Source organism: Granulosicoccus antarcticus IMCC3135 (assembly GCF_002215215.1).
Lineage (GTDB): Bacteria > Pseudomonadota > Gammaproteobacteria > Granulosicoccales > Granulosicoccaceae > Granulosicoccus > Granulosicoccus antarcticus.
This window is the reverse complement of record NZ_CP018632.1, coordinates 3,632,410-3,647,985: the sequence shown is the minus strand read 5'-3', so window position 1 is coordinate 3,647,985 and position 15,576 is coordinate 3,632,410. Positions and strand designations below refer to the sequence as shown.

The 15,576-nt window shown below is 51.5% G+C and carries 15 protein-coding genes; 10 read left to right on the top strand and 5 right to left on the bottom strand.

The window, feature by feature from the left end; all coding sequences use genetic code 11:
- Window positions 1-42 precede the first annotated feature (42 nt).
- Complete coding sequence (locus IMCC3135_RS15640) at window positions 43-339, top strand: MipA/OmpV family protein (RefSeq protein ID WP_157736015.1); 297 nt, start codon at window positions 43-45, stop codon at window positions 337-339.
- A gap of 10 nt (window positions 340-349) precedes the next feature.
- On the opposite strand, the gene IMCC3135_RS15635 is transcribed toward IMCC3135_RS15640, so the two are convergent.
- Window positions 350-850 (bottom strand): Hcp family type VI secretion system effector, encoded by a 501-nt coding sequence (locus tag IMCC3135_RS15635; RefSeq protein WP_088918477.1) that lies wholly within the window; start codon window positions 848-850, stop codon window positions 350-352.
- Window positions 851-1,251: 401 nt separating this feature from the next.
- On the opposite strand from IMCC3135_RS15635, the gene IMCC3135_RS15630 reads away from it, so the two are divergent.
- Window positions 1,252-2,982: an HNH endonuclease signature motif containing protein gene (locus IMCC3135_RS15630; protein WP_088918476.1), complete on the top strand. Its 1,731-nt coding sequence runs from the start codon at window positions 1,252-1,254 to the stop codon at window positions 2,980-2,982.
- Between the two features lie 58 nt (window positions 2,983-3,040).
- Here IMCC3135_RS15630 and IMCC3135_RS15625 read toward each other — a convergent pair whose 3' ends face one another.
- On the bottom strand, window positions 3,041-4,207 hold the full coding sequence (locus IMCC3135_RS15625) for a DUF6152 family protein (protein WP_088918475.1): 1,167 nt from the start codon (window positions 4,205-4,207) through the stop codon (window positions 3,041-3,043).
- 264 nt (window positions 4,208-4,471) lie between these two features.
- Here IMCC3135_RS15625 and cuyB point away from each other — a divergent pair, with 264 nt between their 5' ends.
- From cuyB to IMCC3135_RS15595, 6 genes are all read left to right on the top strand, one after another.
- Window positions 4,472-5,914, top strand: coding sequence for a cysteate racemase (cuyB, locus tag IMCC3135_RS15620; protein WP_088918474.1), 1,443 nt, complete (start codon window positions 4,472-4,474; stop codon window positions 5,912-5,914).
- A 423-nt stretch (window positions 5,915-6,337) separates the two neighbouring features.
- Complete coding sequence (locus IMCC3135_RS15615) at window positions 6,338-6,964, top strand: DUF1826 domain-containing protein (RefSeq protein ID WP_088918473.1); 627 nt, start codon at window positions 6,338-6,340, stop codon at window positions 6,962-6,964.
- A gap of 42 nt (window positions 6,965-7,006) precedes the next feature.
- Window positions 7,007-8,347: an IS1380 family transposase gene (locus IMCC3135_RS15610; protein ID WP_088917058.1), complete on the top strand. Its 1,341-nt coding sequence runs from the start codon at window positions 7,007-7,009 to the stop codon at window positions 8,345-8,347.
- Window positions 8,348-8,558: 211 nt separating this feature from the next.
- Complete coding sequence (locus IMCC3135_RS15605; protein WP_088918472.1) at window positions 8,559-9,107, top strand: GTP-binding protein; 549 nt, start codon at window positions 8,559-8,561, stop codon at window positions 9,105-9,107.
- Window positions 9,108-9,141: 34 nt separating this feature from the next.
- Window positions 9,142-10,098 (top strand): zinc ABC transporter substrate-binding protein, encoded by a 957-nt coding sequence (locus IMCC3135_RS15600; RefSeq protein ID WP_088918471.1) that lies wholly within the window; start codon window positions 9,142-9,144, stop codon window positions 10,096-10,098.
- Window positions 10,099-10,140: 42 nt separating this feature from the next.
- Complete coding sequence (locus tag IMCC3135_RS15595) at window positions 10,141-11,160, top strand: CobW family GTP-binding protein (RefSeq protein ID WP_088918470.1); 1,020 nt, start codon at window positions 10,141-10,143, stop codon at window positions 11,158-11,160.
- Window positions 11,161-11,304: 144 nt separating this feature from the next.
- On the opposite strand, the gene IMCC3135_RS15590 is transcribed toward IMCC3135_RS15595, so the two are convergent.
- The 3 genes from IMCC3135_RS15590 to tnpA all read right to left on the bottom strand — a co-directional run bounded on the left by IMCC3135_RS15590 (window position 11,305) and on the right by tnpA (window position 12,708).
- Window positions 11,305-11,628, bottom strand: a complete 324-nt coding sequence (locus IMCC3135_RS15590) for a hypothetical protein (protein WP_157736014.1) — start codon at window positions 11,626-11,628, stop codon at window positions 11,305-11,307.
- Between the two features lie 150 nt (window positions 11,629-11,778).
- On the bottom strand, window positions 11,779-11,913 hold the full coding sequence (locus tag IMCC3135_RS35235) for a hypothetical protein (RefSeq protein ID WP_257790411.1): 135 nt from the start codon (window positions 11,911-11,913) through the stop codon (window positions 11,779-11,781).
- A gap of 360 nt (window positions 11,914-12,273) precedes the next feature.
- Window positions 12,274-12,708 carry an IS200/IS605 family transposase gene (gene tnpA, locus IMCC3135_RS15580; protein WP_088915928.1) on the bottom strand — a complete coding sequence of 145 codons (435 nt, stop codon included), beginning with the start codon at window positions 12,706-12,708 and terminating at the stop codon, window positions 12,274-12,276.
- Window positions 12,709-13,121: 413 nt separating this feature from the next.
- Between tnpA and IMCC3135_RS15575 the strand changes: the two genes are divergently transcribed.
- Window positions 13,122-14,405 (top strand): DUF3060 domain-containing protein, encoded by a 1,284-nt coding sequence (locus IMCC3135_RS15575; RefSeq protein WP_157736013.1) that lies wholly within the window; start codon window positions 13,122-13,124, stop codon window positions 14,403-14,405.
- Between the two features lie 126 nt (window positions 14,406-14,531).
- A complete protein-coding gene (locus tag IMCC3135_RS15570; RefSeq protein WP_088918466.1) occupies window positions 14,532-15,557 on the top strand; it encodes a hypothetical protein in 1,026 nt (341 codons plus the stop codon).
- The last annotated feature ends 19 nt before the right edge of the window (window positions 15,558-15,576 follow it).

The following is a 15,576-nucleotide window of genomic DNA, read 5'->3' as shown; positions in this document are numbered from 1 at the left end:
CCGTGAATTATTCTCTCAAAAGCATGTTGAAGTATATATTGCTTGCCACTCTTTCGACAGCAGCTTCAATTATTTCTACCCTCTTATGGCTCCGGCGCAGAGATCGAGGTATTTTCCACCTTTGGCGATGAAGAACAAATAGACAGCTATTTTGGAGTCTCTCAATCTGACTCCATCGCATCTGGCCTGCCACCTACCAGTTTTGATGGCGGGTATCGTTCGTCTGGTTTTAAGGCTACTTACCGCAAAGCCTTGAATAGAAATTTTCAATTCATTGTCAAAGGCCAGGTGGAGGTCTATTCCAGAGAAGAAGCAAATAACGCGAATGACAATGACTAAGCGAGCTGGCTTATTCAGCTTTACCTGTTGATAGATTCCATTTAAATGTGTTTACTTTTTCCAAGTTACCATTTTTTTTGTCGATACTTTTGTACTCGTGCTCAATCTTGGAATAGGCAATCGCCCAAGCTTCTTCTGGAGTACCACCGTTGTCCACCTGGAGCTCGTATCTATCAATAATCGCGTCCTTTAACGTCCAGTTGGAGTACGCCTCAAGAACATTCCCTGAATGTTTAGAAGGGCGACAAACATGCAGTTTTATCTCTCGATAGCTCTTACCGCTCACAACTGCCGACATCAAATTGTTCGATGCAGTGCCCAGGCTTGAGACGAGCTCGATCTGGTTGAATCGCGTATTGGCATGACTCCGTTGATTTGAACTTAGATCGTTCATGTCAATCATTCTTTCCACTGAAAAACTCATGCTGTGGACAACGATCCAACCTTTGTGCTTATCGTCATCGGCATCGCCTGTAACCTCGGGAATTTCGACAAAAATAGTTTCAGCCATAATGCGATTCCTTTCAGAAGGTTTAGTTAAGTTAGTTTGACACTTCGTACTGAAGAACTGACGCTCAATCGGTCTGGCTCTGCCGAGGCAATTCTGCCTGTAATCGACACGAGCGATTCATACAGCATTTTGGTCACTGCACCATAGACCCAGAAACTAACAGAAACCTACCCTACAAACCAGACAACTGCAAACCACCTAAACGAAAGTATGAAGTGTGAAAAATCACTTGTATGCAACATAGAAACTGGAGTTCGTCAATTCAATCACCGAAGCTACTGACAAAGACCTACACACCACTTCAAACAACGCCACTTTAAGCTATATATTTATACAGTATAAATATTTGACGACACACCACCAAACAAGTATATTTATATCTTCAAAGAGGGCATGAATTCATGGAAGATTCAACCAGAAAAACAGATAGAAAATACAACGATAATACAAATTATGAACACAGCAATGGAAAAGCCAAACCCCACGTAAACCACACCTCATTCGGCTCAGACTCCTTCGATGCCGACGCGCGTGAATCCTTCGGCCGCAACCTCCGTCTTTTCATGTCACTCACAGACGGCTCCGCCATTCCTCCCGACTCTGAGCGTACCAACCCCGAGCGTCCCGGCATTGCGCTGCCCGACATGGCGATGCCCGCCGAAGCACCTGCCATAGCCCGTCGATTGAAACAGATCGGAGAAGACATATCCTCGGACATGGCTGATCAACTCGAATTACTGGTCCGATTTGACGACCTGGAGGGCTGGAAAACTTCCGGCTCCCGTCACTGCGTAGCCTGGATGAACCTTGAGTTGAGCATCAGCCTTCAGCTGGGGTGGGAATATCTGAGGGTCGGCCGTAAACTACGCAGCCTCCCGATCACTCAGGCATTGTTCAGAGCTGGCAAACTCACCTGGTCAATCGTACGCCTACTCTCACGCGTAGCAGATACAGACAACGAAGCACTGCTGTGTCACACAGCCTTGGACGCATCAGTCTCTGATGTAGAACGCCTGGTCAACGAATACCGTTGGCAGCAGGATGCCGAGCAAAATATGGCCGATGGCGAGAATGCCAGAAGCTTGCAACAGATCGAAGCACGATCATTCAGATGGAGCTCGGCAAGCAATGGCAACACTCTCATCAAGCTGTCACTGCCACCCGAGGTTGCCCAGGCATTTCTCAACAGTGTCGAGCAATCCTTGGCACAACTCGAAGAGTCTGACGCTTCCATGACACAACGTCGCGCCGATGCAGCAATCCTCATGGCAGAGAATAGCCTGCAGAACGCTGGCAGGGAAATGGCCACCGCTGATCGTTATCAAGTCATTGTATCGGTGGATGCAACAGAGTTACCAGCCAGCAAGCCCGCTGAACAAGACCAGCAGCCAAGTTCAAGCCCAATACCGACAAAACGCCCTAACGTAAACGGAGCAGGCCCGATTGCCATCGAAACCGCTCGTCGACTGGCTTGCGATTGCAGCATTTCTACAATCACACACCAACACGGCGAACCTCTGGATATCGGCCGCAAATCACGCCTCTGGCCACCAGCCATGGCCCGCGCCATCAAGAACCGGGATCAACATTGCCAGTACCCTGGGTGCACACAAACACGGCATTTACAAATCCACCATATCCAGCACTGGGCCGACGGCGGCTCTACATGCGTAGACAACGGCATCTGCTTATGCAGCAAGCATCATACGGCTGTACATGAAGGGGGATATCGTATTGAACACGTAAGTCATCTGGAAACAGCGCACGAGGAACAGTTCATTCGGCAGCAAGCCACAGAACAGACTGTCAACGAGATCGAAAAGGCGTTACGTAACAGCCGTGAATCATTCGAGCTTGTACGCCAACTAGATCCAACCCGCTTCCGGTTTCGCGTCGTTAACAAAGATGGACTGGACATTCGTGATATCAGTGAGACTGCAAAACCACCAAAGTGGCAAGGAGAACCTGGTGAATCAAATGAGTCAGACCAGTTAAATCACGATGCCTACTCTACACGTGTAGACAACCCCTTCTACGACTTCCGACAGCAGACAGATGAGGACACACCGTTCAAGCATTGGCCTGGCGTCGCTGAGCGGGCAGAATATTATTGCGCCGCTAGCGTTGTTTAGACGTAGAAATTCTCGACTGCCTGACCGCACACAAATCCGTATTCAAACCCACCGCCTATCAATAGGTATCGCCGGTCAGGTCTTCACAATTGTAGGCTTCATAGGCAACGTCAGTTCGCTTGACGGCATCCTGTCCGGAGAAGGTTCCGACCAGATAGAGTGAGTCATCGGCAACATAATCGCGTGTCAGTGTAGTGCCGTCTTCGCTCAGCGTGAATCGCTCCACTATATGCAGTTCAGTACTGTTTCTGGCGACACCATCTTCGTTTGGCGGCACATGAAGATAACCCTCTGCAAAGCCGACCGTATCCACAATCAACACGCCGTCTTTCCACTTGCCAATAGAGTGCCCCGCAATACTGGGTACAATGCCCTCAGGATGCTCATCCAGATCCAGATGGATGGTTCGAGCAATATCCATAAAACCATACGTCAGCTTGATGTCATCTCCGGTCTGTTCAATCCTGTTGACCAATTGATCGAACCACCAGTCCACCAGGATGTTCGTTGCCTGACAGTGGAAACGCGGATTGTCTTCGCGTACAAAGCCTTCGACTGCGGCCCTGCCCAACACAGTCAGCTCAAGCTGCGTTGCTCCGCCACCATTGCCAGCAGGCGGTCGAGGAGGCACAGCCTTTTCGCCGACTGCAGATCTGGCTTCGACAGAGTCGACCCGCTCTGGTCTGCCGTCAGGACCGTCCGAAAAAGACGGTGGCGCACCGTTCTTACCCCTCGGTCGACGCTCCTGGCGTTCGGACACCCAGTTTCCAGTTAATTGTGGACTCTGGCTATCAAGACTCGCAATATCGGCTTCAGGCACCTCTTGCTCACTGGATTTCCGGATCGCTCTGCCCGACTCATCCAAACTATCCTGCCGGCCTATTGTATGACCACCAGCAAACGTGATTGTCTGGGTAAAACAAGCTGTAGACTCTTTGCGAGCGGGCGCCCCATGAATAGTGATCTCGACACCATCGGCAAACATGTCGACCGTCCAGCCTTTACGCTTTAGCAGACTGCCCGAAGTCAGCTCACAACGCCACTCATCAACACTGCCATCATCTCCAGTCACATCGAAATAGACGTAAGAGTGGGGATTAACAAATCTGACCTTGGTGACCACGCCACTGACTTCGATTGTCTGCGAAGTATCGAACTGCCCGTTGACACCATGGTGTGCATGAGCAAAACCCGCAGTGAGCATGCAGGAAGCCAAGCCGGTCATGCAAGCTCCAACGATCCGTTTCTTCAATTCATTCTCCAGGCAATAATGATCACGACGAAATTGGCAAGGCAGAGCCTTACTAAGCCATGCAGGTAGAGAGACTAAAAGGAAATATTTCAAACAATGTGGATATTAATGTGGATATTGGAGTGCTGGCAGGCATAGATTTCCGTATTGTGCCTCGGTACTGAATAATTCAGATTAGTGCGCTGAAGCAGTACACTACCTTGATCAGGCAAAAATGATCGAGGCTGAAGTAATCCCGTGAAAAAACAACATTCGCTCAGGCTTGGCATCGTCGGTGGTTTGGGTGCGCTTGCCGGCGCCGATCTGCTTAATCGGATCGTGCAGGAAACTCCCATCAAATCAGAGGGCGATCACCGCGAGCTGGTCTTTGAACAGAAGCCGATGCGCGAACCCCTGTCGCCGATGAACCCGAACTACAGTCCAACCCATCGCAAGCTCTATGTGTTCGACGCCTTATCGCGCATGGAAAGAGACGGCTGTAGCGCCGCACTACTGCCATGCTTCATTACGCACTGCTTTCTGTCGGAGCTGGAAGATGAGCTGAATCTCAAGCTGATCAGCATGACCGAAGCGATCAAGGAGGCCGTCGAAAAACCTGGTTCTCAACACGCCAGGATCGGCGTTATCACAACGCCCTATGTACGCAAGAATGGACTGTTCCAGTCTTTATTCGGTGAAGACAAATGTGTGGTTTTCCCATCGGAAATGATGGAAACCGCAGTCATGCATTCCATCTATGGAGAGAACGGTTTCAAATCAGGCAATCGCGGGCCGGAGATTCTGGGGCCCATCAACGCGGCGCTATCCGATCTGCAGGAACAGGGTGCCACGGTATTCGTGCCGGGGTTGACCGAACTGCCTTTGCTTTTCGAGCAGCTTAGCTTTCCCGATTCGATGACGGCGATCAACACCGCGACGCTCTATGCAAGGCATGCGCTCGCATTGACCGAAGTTGGTAGTAAGCGCAAGTTCAAGGTGGGTATTGTTGGTGGCATCGGTCCAGCCGCTACCGTGGACTTCATGTCCAAACTGGTGAAAGGAACGAACGCTGCTCGCGACCAGGATCATATCAAGATACTGGTTGAACAGAACCCTCAGATTCCCGACCGCACTGAAAATCTGGTCGGTGGTGGCACCGACCCTACCGTTGCACTCTATTCGACCTGTAAAAAACTTGAGCGTGGTGGAGCTGATATTCTTGCCATCCCCTGCAATACGGCACATGCATACGTTGATCGTATCCAGCGGCATCTGGATGTGCCCATTATCAGCATTCTGTCCGCAACCACCGATGCGATCAGACAGATGTCACCACGCATCAACAGGGTGGGCATCCTGGCAACCAACGGAACCATCCAGAGTGGCCTCTATCAGCAGGCACTGGACGAGGCGAGGCTTGACTACCTGATTCCGGACGATGCACATCAGGCATTAGTCATGGACTCCATCTACGGCCGCGAGGGCGTGAAGGCAGGATTCATCGACGGTTTGTGCAAGCAACAAATACGACAGGCTTTCGATTATCTGGTTGAAAACGGTGCGGAGGCCGTTATTCTTGGTTGCACTGAACTTCCGTTGATCGTCTCCGGTACACGTGAAATTCTGGGCGCGATACCCATCGACCCTACCGATGTGTTGGCCAGGAAATGCGTGCAGCTTGCCTGCGAATACGGGAAGTAATTGTCGACAATGTGATCGTGCGCTGTATGCAATACGAACGCGTCATAAAGAAGATGATCATCAATGACTGCTGCAACCAATCCTCTGTCAAGGATTGATTGTTTGATGAATACCAAGTGAGAAAGAAATAGCGCAAACAGCTGCTTCAAGCCACGCCCCCGCCTGTGAAGTTCCAGCGGGCACTTACACAGTGATTATCCTGACAAAAGATCCAGTGTGTTGCGCAACTCAGTTTGTCATGATACGTTCGCCAACAGTTACGTTATAACATTACTTTAGGCGAATCAAGATACCCATGTCGATCCTTTGTGTACGCGTTCTCTCACCCGTCTGCCTCTCAAAGCTCACTGATGTAATCAATTCATCTGGCCGGGGTCCTGTTTATGCCGGTCCCGGCGTACAGGGCATTGACGGAAGTCTGTCATGCACGCTTTGAAGTCAGTTGTGGATCACGAACTGAAGAGCTGGCATCGTGTCTCAGAGATCGCTGAGCTGGCCAGAATCTTTGAACCGAGCGTCCAGGTATGCAGCTGGCAGCGTACTATCGACCCGCAGATATCGACCTATCTTGATGGCATAGCGGGTCTTGAAAAGTTACGGGCGATGGAAACACTGAGCCAGTCTAGTCGGGTCAAGCTGTCCGATTTTCCACTAGGCGCCGGTCGCGAGGCATTGATAAACGATATAACCTTGCTGTCCGAGATCCTCTGCGAACTGGTGAATTGCCCGAGTGTCGGTTTTCGGTGTACGCGCATCGAACATACGATGTGTCCGCGTTGGCACATCGACCGAGTCCCATTGCGGTTGCTCTGCACCTACGAGGGCCCAGGCACAGAGTGGCTTGAGGACCAGGGAGTCGATCGGCACGAACTGTCCAGTTCAGAGACTATGCAGAGCCCTTGTCAGCGCGCCTCCATCGGTGAGCTCGTACTGCTCAAAGGTGCGCTCTGGCAGGACAACGACGGTTTGGGTGCCATACACCGTTCACCAGCGATCGCCTCTAGCCTGAATATTTCACCAAGAGTTGGCGGAGCACCTGTAAAATTGTAGGCCGATCAAAGCTTTACAATCAAAAACAGGAGCGCCCCGCCAGTGTCAAATTGTACCCTCAAACGCAAGCTGAAAAAACGTAGCATCCAACTGGATTTCAGCGGTGGAGATGTCAGTGGCATTGGAGGGGTTGAACTGCTGCGGGCAGCCGATGATCGCCTCGGACTGTGCAAGGCGGCTTCCAGGCTTATGCACGACCCTCGCGATCAGAGTGGCGTGACACACCAGTGGGATGCGCTTGTGCGTCAACGTATTTTCGCTATAGCGGCAGGCTTTGCCGATTTGAATGACCATCAACAGTTGCGTCATGACGCCGCTTTGCAAAGTGCGGTCGGAGTGCTTGAGCCCATGGGTAGCGCTCCCACACTCTGCCGAATGGAAGCTGCTATCGCTCAGCATTCAACGGTACAAGCGAGAAAAACGGTGTTTGAGATGCATCGATTGATTCTGGAGCGATTCATCGCCTCGTTTGATGAGCCTCCCAAGTCTTTGATTCTCGACTTTGATGGCACTGATGATCGTGTTCACGGTGAACAGCAAGGTCGGGCATACAACACACACTACGATGGCTATGGCTTTCTGCCGCTCTACGTGTACTGTGGAGAGAAGCTGTTGGTCAGTTACCTACGCCCCATCAATCGCCCTGACGCCACTCATTCGGCAGCGGTGCTGTCGCTGCTGGTTAAAGGCATTCGAGCCCATTGGCCGCAGGTGAACATCGTTTTTCGTGGCGATGGGGGCTTTTACCGGCCGCTATTGCTGAGCTGGTGTGAGCGTCATGATGTTCGCTATATTGTGGGTTATACAACCAACAAGGTGCTGATGAGCGAGTGTCAGGTCAGCCGGGAGACACTGAGCAGTTGCTGGCTGTGGTTCGAGCACAAGGATGTGGATATTCCTGCACTCAAGGTATTCAAGGATATTGACTACCAGGCGGGTAGCTGGGTTCGCCCCCGCCGAGTCATTGCCAAAATGGAATACAACGAGATAGGACCCAATCAACGCTTTATCGTCACGGATCTGGTTGGCGAAGCTGAACAGCTCTATAGCGAGGTCTATTGCGAACGTGGGACCATGGAAAATCGGCACAAAGAGCTGCAGATGGGTCTATTTGCTGACCGTACAAGTTGCACAGCTTGGTGGAGCAACCAGCTGCGCGTGATGTTCTCCTCACTGGGGTATGTGTTATGGCAGACGGTGCGAGAGAAAGGATTGGCAGGAACCTCACTGGCCAGGGCCCAGGTATGGACGTTGCGCCAGCGCCTGGTCCATATCGGTGCCGTGGTGATCAGAAACACGCGACGGATTGTGATAAAGCTGAGTAGCGCGGCGTTAGAAAAAGAGAATTTTCTGATTGCGTTGCAACGTCTAGAAGCAGCGTAGCCATTGGCTATGAAATCTCTGGCCAGCCGAGATGGGGGAAAGGGGGCCTGTACCCGAAACTCAAAAAAATAGTCACTTTTGGTGCTATCGGCACTGATTTATGCTCAACAAGGTGACGTAGTTGCATTACTTGAGGCCGATGAAATATTCAGGCTAGCGAGGAACGCCGCACCCTGGTGACGCTTGACCCGCTATGGCCTGATTAAGCCCCGTGGTAGAGTTTGCAGACGTGATCATACTCAACAAGATTGACTTGATCACAAGCGTGGAACGCAAGCGGCTCGATCATGCACTGCGCCAGCTCAACCGCCACGCCAACATCGTGCACGTGCGCTTCGGCGACGTACCGCTGGACAACATCATTGCCACAGGACGCTTCGACTTTGAACGCGCGATTAGCTCGCCAGGGTGGTTGGCCTCAAGCCCTCATGCTGCCGGTGAATGGTCGCAGGCAGGTGGCATAGTGCGGCACGGCCCAGTTGGTACCTGGTGGGCCGATGTACCTTGCGAGCATTGGCCGGACGATCCTGAACAGCGCACCCAGATCGAAGCCGAGTTCGACGGTGAGTATGGAGACCGGCGTCAGGAGATCGTTTTTATCGGCCAGGACCTCGAACCGGCACATACGCAAAAGACTCTCGATCGCTGCTTGCTCAACGATATTGAAATGGCATTGGGCATGGAAGCCTGGAAACGCTTCGACGAATCGCTGCCACGATGGTTTGGCGACGCAGACGAAGACGCCGACACGCCTCGATAATACTCATTAAAACTGATCTATACCGGAATACCCAATGAACAAAACTGTCCTGCCCGTGGCGCTAGCATCACTGATCACCGCCACTATCGGCCACGCCGATGTGCCCGCTGTTGCCGTCGATATTGCACCTGTACACTCTCTGGTTGCGCAAGTGATGGGGACACTCGGCAAACCAGAGCTCGTTGTATCGCCAGGTGCATCACCCCATGGTTATTCAATGCGACCTTCAGAGGCAAGATCTCTGGAAAATGCGGATATCGTGTTCTGGGTCAGCTCCGGATTGACGCCATGGCTCGCTGATACGATTGACACACTGGCTCGAGATGCGGTGCAAGTGGAATTGGTGAAGGTGCTCGGCAGCACAACACTGATCAAACGAGACAGTGCGCTGTTCGAGGCAGACGAACACGAAGAGGACGAGCATGAAAAGGACGAAGGTGAAGGTGAAGAACACACCGAAGACACTGAATCACAACACAGCAACACTGACCCCCACGCATGGCTAGACCCATCAAATGCGATGATCTGGCTGGACTCCATTGCAGACGAACTATCAAAAGCAGACCCGGAAAACGCAGCCGTTTACTCAGCCAATGCAATGTCAGGCAAGGCTGCGATTACAGCTGCGAAAAAGGATGTGGAAGCTTCACTCGCACCGGTTCGTGGTCGCCACTTTATCGTCTTTCACGATGCCTACCATTACTTTGAGGATGCATTTGACTTCCCCGCCTCAGGCGCCATATCCCTGGGCGATGCGACCAGTCCCGGCGTTGCACGCATCCAGCAGATTCAGGATCGCGTTGCAGAAGCCAATGTCACTTGTGTGCTGACCGAACCTCAGTTCAACCCTAGCCTGGTTGAAACCGTTCTCGAAGGCACCGAGGCGCGATCGAGCGAAATTGATCCGCTGGGTACATACATTGAAACCGGGCCTGATCTATATCCGCAACTGTTACGAAAGCTCGCCACAGCACTCGCTGGCTGCGTTTGAACGATGTTAAGGTGAGGCCCATTGTTTGATGATAAATGAGTGATGGGCAAGAGTACAAATGCAATACGTAGCGTCCCTACGAACATCATTACCGGCTTTCTGGGTGTTGGCAAAACGACTGCCATTCTACACCTGCTGAAAACCAAACCTGCCCAGCAGCGCTGGGCAGTATTAATCAACGAATTTGGCGAAATCGGTGTCGATGGCGGCCTGCTGCGGGGGCAATACAGCGAAGACAATGGGGTCTACGTTCGAGAAGTACCCGGGGGTTGTATGTGCTGTACAGCCGGCTTGCCTATGCAGGTTGGGCTCAATTCCTTGCTGACCCGCTCCAGACCCGATCGCTTACTGATCGAACCCACCGGGCTCGGTCACCCGCAAGAGGTCTTGCAGGTTCTTTCAGACATGTATCGAGAGGTGCTGAGTGTGCAGCAGGTTCTGACACTGGTGGATGCTCGTCATCTGCTGGATCAGCGGTACACAGACAACGAAACCTTCAATCAGCAAATTGCCATCGCGAATATTGTTATTGGCAACAAGAGTGAGTTGTACCTGCCAGACGATGCTGAAAGACTGCAAACCTACGTGCAGCGGAATGGACGTCCCTCAGCGAGCGTCATGTTCGCCTCCAACGGTCAACTGGACCCTTCGATTCTTGATCGCAAGGCCGATCTCTCGGTTTTTGCCAGCGGCCAAACAGAAAGTCACCACCACCACCACGAAGCCCATATTCCACCTGTATTGGAAGCCGATAAGCCATTGCCTGCCAACGGTTACCTCAAGGCAGAGAATAAAGGCGAGGGTTATTGTAGCGTCGGCTGGCGTTTCAAGGCTGACAAGATCTTTCATCACGATCGTCTTTTCAGTTTCCTCAGTGGGATTGAAGCTATGCGAATGAAAGCATTTTTCCTGACAGATAAAGGCATGTATGGCTACAACATGGCGTCCGGTTCGCTGACCGAGATAGCCCTCCAGGATTGTGCAGAAAGCCATATCGAGATCATCGACAGCACGATTGACGATGACTGGGAAAACCAACTATTGCAGTGCCTGGCAGAGTAAGCGCCTTCATCCTGTAGATAACGATACTGACACACACCAGGCAGCTCCGAACCGGATGGCCTGTTCTATATACGTTCCAACAACACGGCCCTGTTGAGCGGTCAGTGTTTGGCTCGGGAACGATACAGAACAGCGATCTGGTAGTCAGAACTTCAGGGCGTTGTCACCGCAACCGTCAACAAGGCTGGGACAATCAACACTGAAGCCTTCCGACCAGTTACGCATCTGAATATCTCCCGAATCATTCAACTCGATCTCTACCAGCATCTTGTCTTCACTGGATGGACGCAAGCTGACGATACTGCCGTCCTCAGCCGTAATGGTCAGTTCACCGTTCTGCCATTGCGCCTCATTATCCTTCGGAGTATTTTCCAGCATCTCTACATCCGAGGCGGAATCTTCTGTCGCAGAAATGGCCACTGGTGAGCCAAGATCACTCACTGGGTAATCGTTATCATTCTCACTCACGGGATTGTCCCAATCAAAGTAGTCACCTGTGAAAGTCAACGATGCTTCGACCACGACCGATGCTGGTCAAAGCCCCTTCCCCATTACACGTATAATCAATCTCGACCCTGCCGTCATCAAGAGTAGTTGTTGATGCCAGCAGGATACCCTCTACCTGCTGTCCATGCCGCCATCATCGATTACGGTATCACCCGTATCTACAGGATCGTTGTCATTGTCAGAGTCCGAAGACGAGCAACCTACCAAGATCAAAGCTGCGATGAGTGTCGTACTGATTACTTTCATGGTTTGTCTATCCTTTTACTGGTCAGCATTCAGATTCAGATTCAAGAGCCATATCGGAATGTCGATGCAACACTTGAACGACATGGAGCGTTGTTTCGTGAAAGTGAGTGAATTGTAAGTGCTGTAGATGTAACCCTGTGCACTTAACTGCAGATATAAATACCGCCCCCACCTTTCGCACTGCCGACAATGACATCATGTACAGAAATACTGATCAGATACTGAACGGCTGTAAATACCAGACTTGCAATACTAAAAGATCCCTACGCGGAGCGCAGGGGCTTGAGTCGGCCCCATAGGGGCCCGGTATGCCTGGCCGTCAGAGACGACCAGGAAGCCAACCCCCCAGCATTTACATAACTACAGCCCGAGCTGGCGCTGCTCTATTTGTTGATCCTTCTTATCTTGATACCGAACATAAGCCTGGATCTTTTCCAGATCCAAACCCACCGTGTCAACGCAGTACCCCTTTGTCCAGAAGTGATTGCCCCAATACGGCTTTGTCCGTAACTCTTTGAAACGCTGGAGAACTCGTATTGCCGTCCTCCCCTTCACCATTCCGACATAATCCGATACCGACAGCTTCGGCGGTATCGACACGATCAAGTGAACGTGGTCGATCTGCACGTTCAACTCCACCACTTCGCACTTCTTCTGCTCCGAAAAAGCCCTAATACAACTGGATACTTCTTGTTTCACCGAACCGGCAAGAACCCGGTACCGATACTTGGGTGTCCAAACCACATGATATTGGCAGTGCCATATCGTGTGTGATAGCTTCTTAAAACGACTCATTGGTATTCCTCGAATGAGGCTATGGGGATAGCTCACGAGAGGTTTACCATTGAGTCGGACTATCGGCAAAGCCTCAGCCCTCTGACCACGTCCGGAGGACGTGGGTTTCTACGATACGACTAAACACTACAAGAATAATTCAATATTAATCCTAGCGACACTTCCCAAGTGTCACCCAAACAGTGACCTCTCGCTCTGCCCTGCGAGGCGCCACCATGTGCATGTCATTTAGTCATTGAGAGCTCTTTCAACGACGTGTATTGCCAATTGGAAAACAAGATATTAAGCGCCCAGTCAGCTTTCTCTGCAATAATTCAACGACGTACCGGTCCATTATCTCGGCGTCTGGGTGAAATTGAACAGCAGTGGAGTACATGCATGCACTCCACCCCTCCAGCAAGGAAAATCACGACATGAAAAACAAGACTCTGTCAGCAGCAATGATCTTCATTGCCTGCACGACGACTGTGCAAACGCCTCTGTTTGCTCAAACAACGCTCGAATATGGTTGCGATGACAGGCTCAACACTGTCAATGATAATTCCACTATCCGCATACACGGAAATTGCGATGAAATCTGGCTCCCCGGCAACGACATTACCGTCACCTTTGACAGCGCACGCGAAATAAAGATCGCTGGAAACAACAATACCGTGACACAAAGCGGCACCACAGACGGCTCAGCCGTATCGCTTTGGATCGGTGGCGACAAAAACGTCGCAACAATCAATCGCGTTAGCAAGATCGTGCTGGCCGGAGACAAGAATCGTGTCAGCCATTACGGCGGCAATAGATTCAAACCGGCCTTGATGGGCCATGGTAACAAGGTTGTCATTGCCAAGGGTTCATATCCGGTTGCAGCCAATGGCAACAAGCAGAGCAAGCCCCCGACCAGGCAACAGAATCAGGCGAAAAACGAGCCACAGAAAAACGAGCCACAGAAAAACGAGCCGCAGAAAAACGAGCCGCAGAAAAAACCCGTAAAAACGGATTCCAGCGCCGCGCCCTTACAAACCACGAAGAAAAGCCCTGACCTCAGGAATGTAGTGGATGTTCTCTTTCTGGGACAACTCAATAAATACGATATTCTGGTTCTGTACAAGGACAATACCGCACGATTCAATCCTGCCACTCCCGTCGACTATCTGGATGTCACCGCTGACAAGAAAAACTATCCTAAACACTGGAGGCAATGGCGACGAGAAGGAAAACGTATTCAGGTGCGTGGCATATCGTCCACTGGCAAGTGGTTCAATTTGAGGGACTCCACGCCCGTCTCGATGAAGCCTGCGCAAGAGAATCTCAGATTATCCGGCGAATGGAGCAACTTCTGGACAAATTCTGATTATACGGCGACAGGCAGCTCACACTACTGGCTCTCAAAAGACGGCCGGTTCAAAACGTCCAGCTCGTCCATGATGGGAGCCTCTGTTCCGGGAATCAGCTCGACCATTGCTGCCAGTTCATGCGACTCCAGTGGAGATTCATCCATCGTCAACTCGACGGCAACGTCAGGCTCAAGCAGCATCAGCAAGAAAGGCAACAAGTGCGGTGCCGCCAATGTTGGCGAATACAAAATTGATGATTACAGCATCGTGCTCAATGCGGAGGATGGCAAGGTTTACCGTCGCACGTTCTATCGTCTTGACAACAAAACGATCTTGATTCGAGGACGCTATTACGCAATCAAGGAATAGACACCCTGCAGATTGCAGTACTGACACACACTGTCAGTGGAACATAGGTCACAAGAATGGCAACGGCAGCTGGCGATACGGCGGCATGGAAACCGATGAACGTTAGAATGAACGAGATATCACTCTATGAAATCGGACATTGATACGCGTAATGAAAAGACTGCGGGGAAGCACTGTTCACGTACTCGGCACGATTTGCACACTATCGATATTGCTTTCAGCATGCAGCACCGAACCGGAAGAAGTGACACTCGATACCAGCGGATTGAATCTGAATCCAACTCAAGCGGAACTGGGCCGGAGGAGAACCCCACCCCAGTAGCCTATAGCGCAGGCCCCCAGTCTATTTTCGATTTCACCGACGCTGATCTGGCAGAAACCAGCTTCTCCAAAGACACACCAGATGGCCTGTTCTATACACGTTCCAACAACACGGCCTTGGTGAGCGGTCCTGTGCTTGGCACGGGAACGATGCTGAACAGCGAACTGAGACGAATCATCCCCTATACCCTGACCAAGCATGCAGAAGATCTGGAGATGGTGGGTATCTACCTGCTACGAGGCAATCGCACCTCCATACTGGACAGCGATCTGGCAGTCGGCATTGTCAGGAACAATTCAGCCAGCACGCACTGCCATATAAGGGCCACGGGTATCTCCTTGCTGAATGTTCAAGGCGAACACCTCAGCGACTACATTGCCGACTCCGCATTTGTCCGAGGTGCCAGCGGTACCAGCTCACCTTGGCGTGACATACCTGAATCAAGTCCATGCCTGGGTGTTGGCGACTTTGGCTACTTCCGAGCAAACCTGGATAACTCTGCACAGGTCATCGGCGGCATTGCGATCGAGCAGCTGGATTACTTTGACCGGGAATTCGTCATTCCCACACCCACGATGATTCCCTTGACTTTCGAGGTGACAGAAAACGGCCTACAGGTACGGGTGGTGAATCAGTCCACAGTGCCGCTGGAGATGCCCGGTATCAACATCGTCTTTCTGGATGAAGGCGGGCTGCCATTGGGAATGGATCGATGGAACTCCCCCTGGCAGACGACACTCGAGGCAGGAGAAGAGCGGGTGTTTGATGTAGAGGCAGAATTTCGTGGCAGCACCAGCACGATTCGTTTCGTGCTGGATCTGAAGGGATGACTCACATCAATTGCTGCCC

What these genes read in the sequence shown, in the direction of transcription:
- IMCC3135_RS15635 (WP_088918477.1), bottom strand. Translation starts at nt 850, where the DNA reads ATGGCTGAAACTATTTTTGTCGAAATTCCCGAGGTTACAGGCGATGCC.
- IMCC3135_RS15630 (WP_088918476.1), top strand. Translation starts at nt 1,252, where the DNA reads ATGGAAGATTCAACCAGAAAAACAGATAGAAAATACAACGATAATACA.
- IMCC3135_RS15625 (WP_088918475.1), bottom strand. Translation starts at nt 4,207, where the DNA reads ATGACCGGCTTGGCTTCCTGCATGCTCACTGCGGGTTTTGCTCATGCA.
- IMCC3135_RS15615 (WP_088918473.1), top strand. Translation starts at nt 6,338, where the DNA reads ATGCACGCTTTGAAGTCAGTTGTGGATCACGAACTGAAGAGCTGGCAT.
- IMCC3135_RS15600 (WP_088918471.1), top strand. Translation starts at nt 9,142, where the DNA reads ATGAACAAAACTGTCCTGCCCGTGGCGCTAGCATCACTGATCACCGCC.
- IMCC3135_RS15595 (WP_088918470.1), top strand. Translation starts at nt 10,141, where the DNA reads ATGGGCAAGAGTACAAATGCAATACGTAGCGTCCCTACGAACATCATT.
- IMCC3135_RS35235 (WP_257790411.1), bottom strand. Translation starts at nt 11,913, where the DNA reads ATGAAAGTAATCAGTACGACACTCATCGCAGCTTTGATCTTGGTAGGT.
- tnpA (WP_088915928.1), bottom strand. Translation starts at nt 12,708, where the DNA reads ATGAGTCGTTTTAAGAAGCTATCACACACGATATGGCACTGCCAATAT.
- IMCC3135_RS15575 (WP_157736013.1), top strand. Translation starts at nt 13,122, where the DNA reads ATGAAAAACAAGACTCTGTCAGCAGCAATGATCTTCATTGCCTGCACG.
- IMCC3135_RS15570 (WP_088918466.1), top strand. Translation starts at nt 14,532, where the DNA reads ATGAAATCGGACATTGATACGCGTAATGAAAAGACTGCGGGGAAGCAC.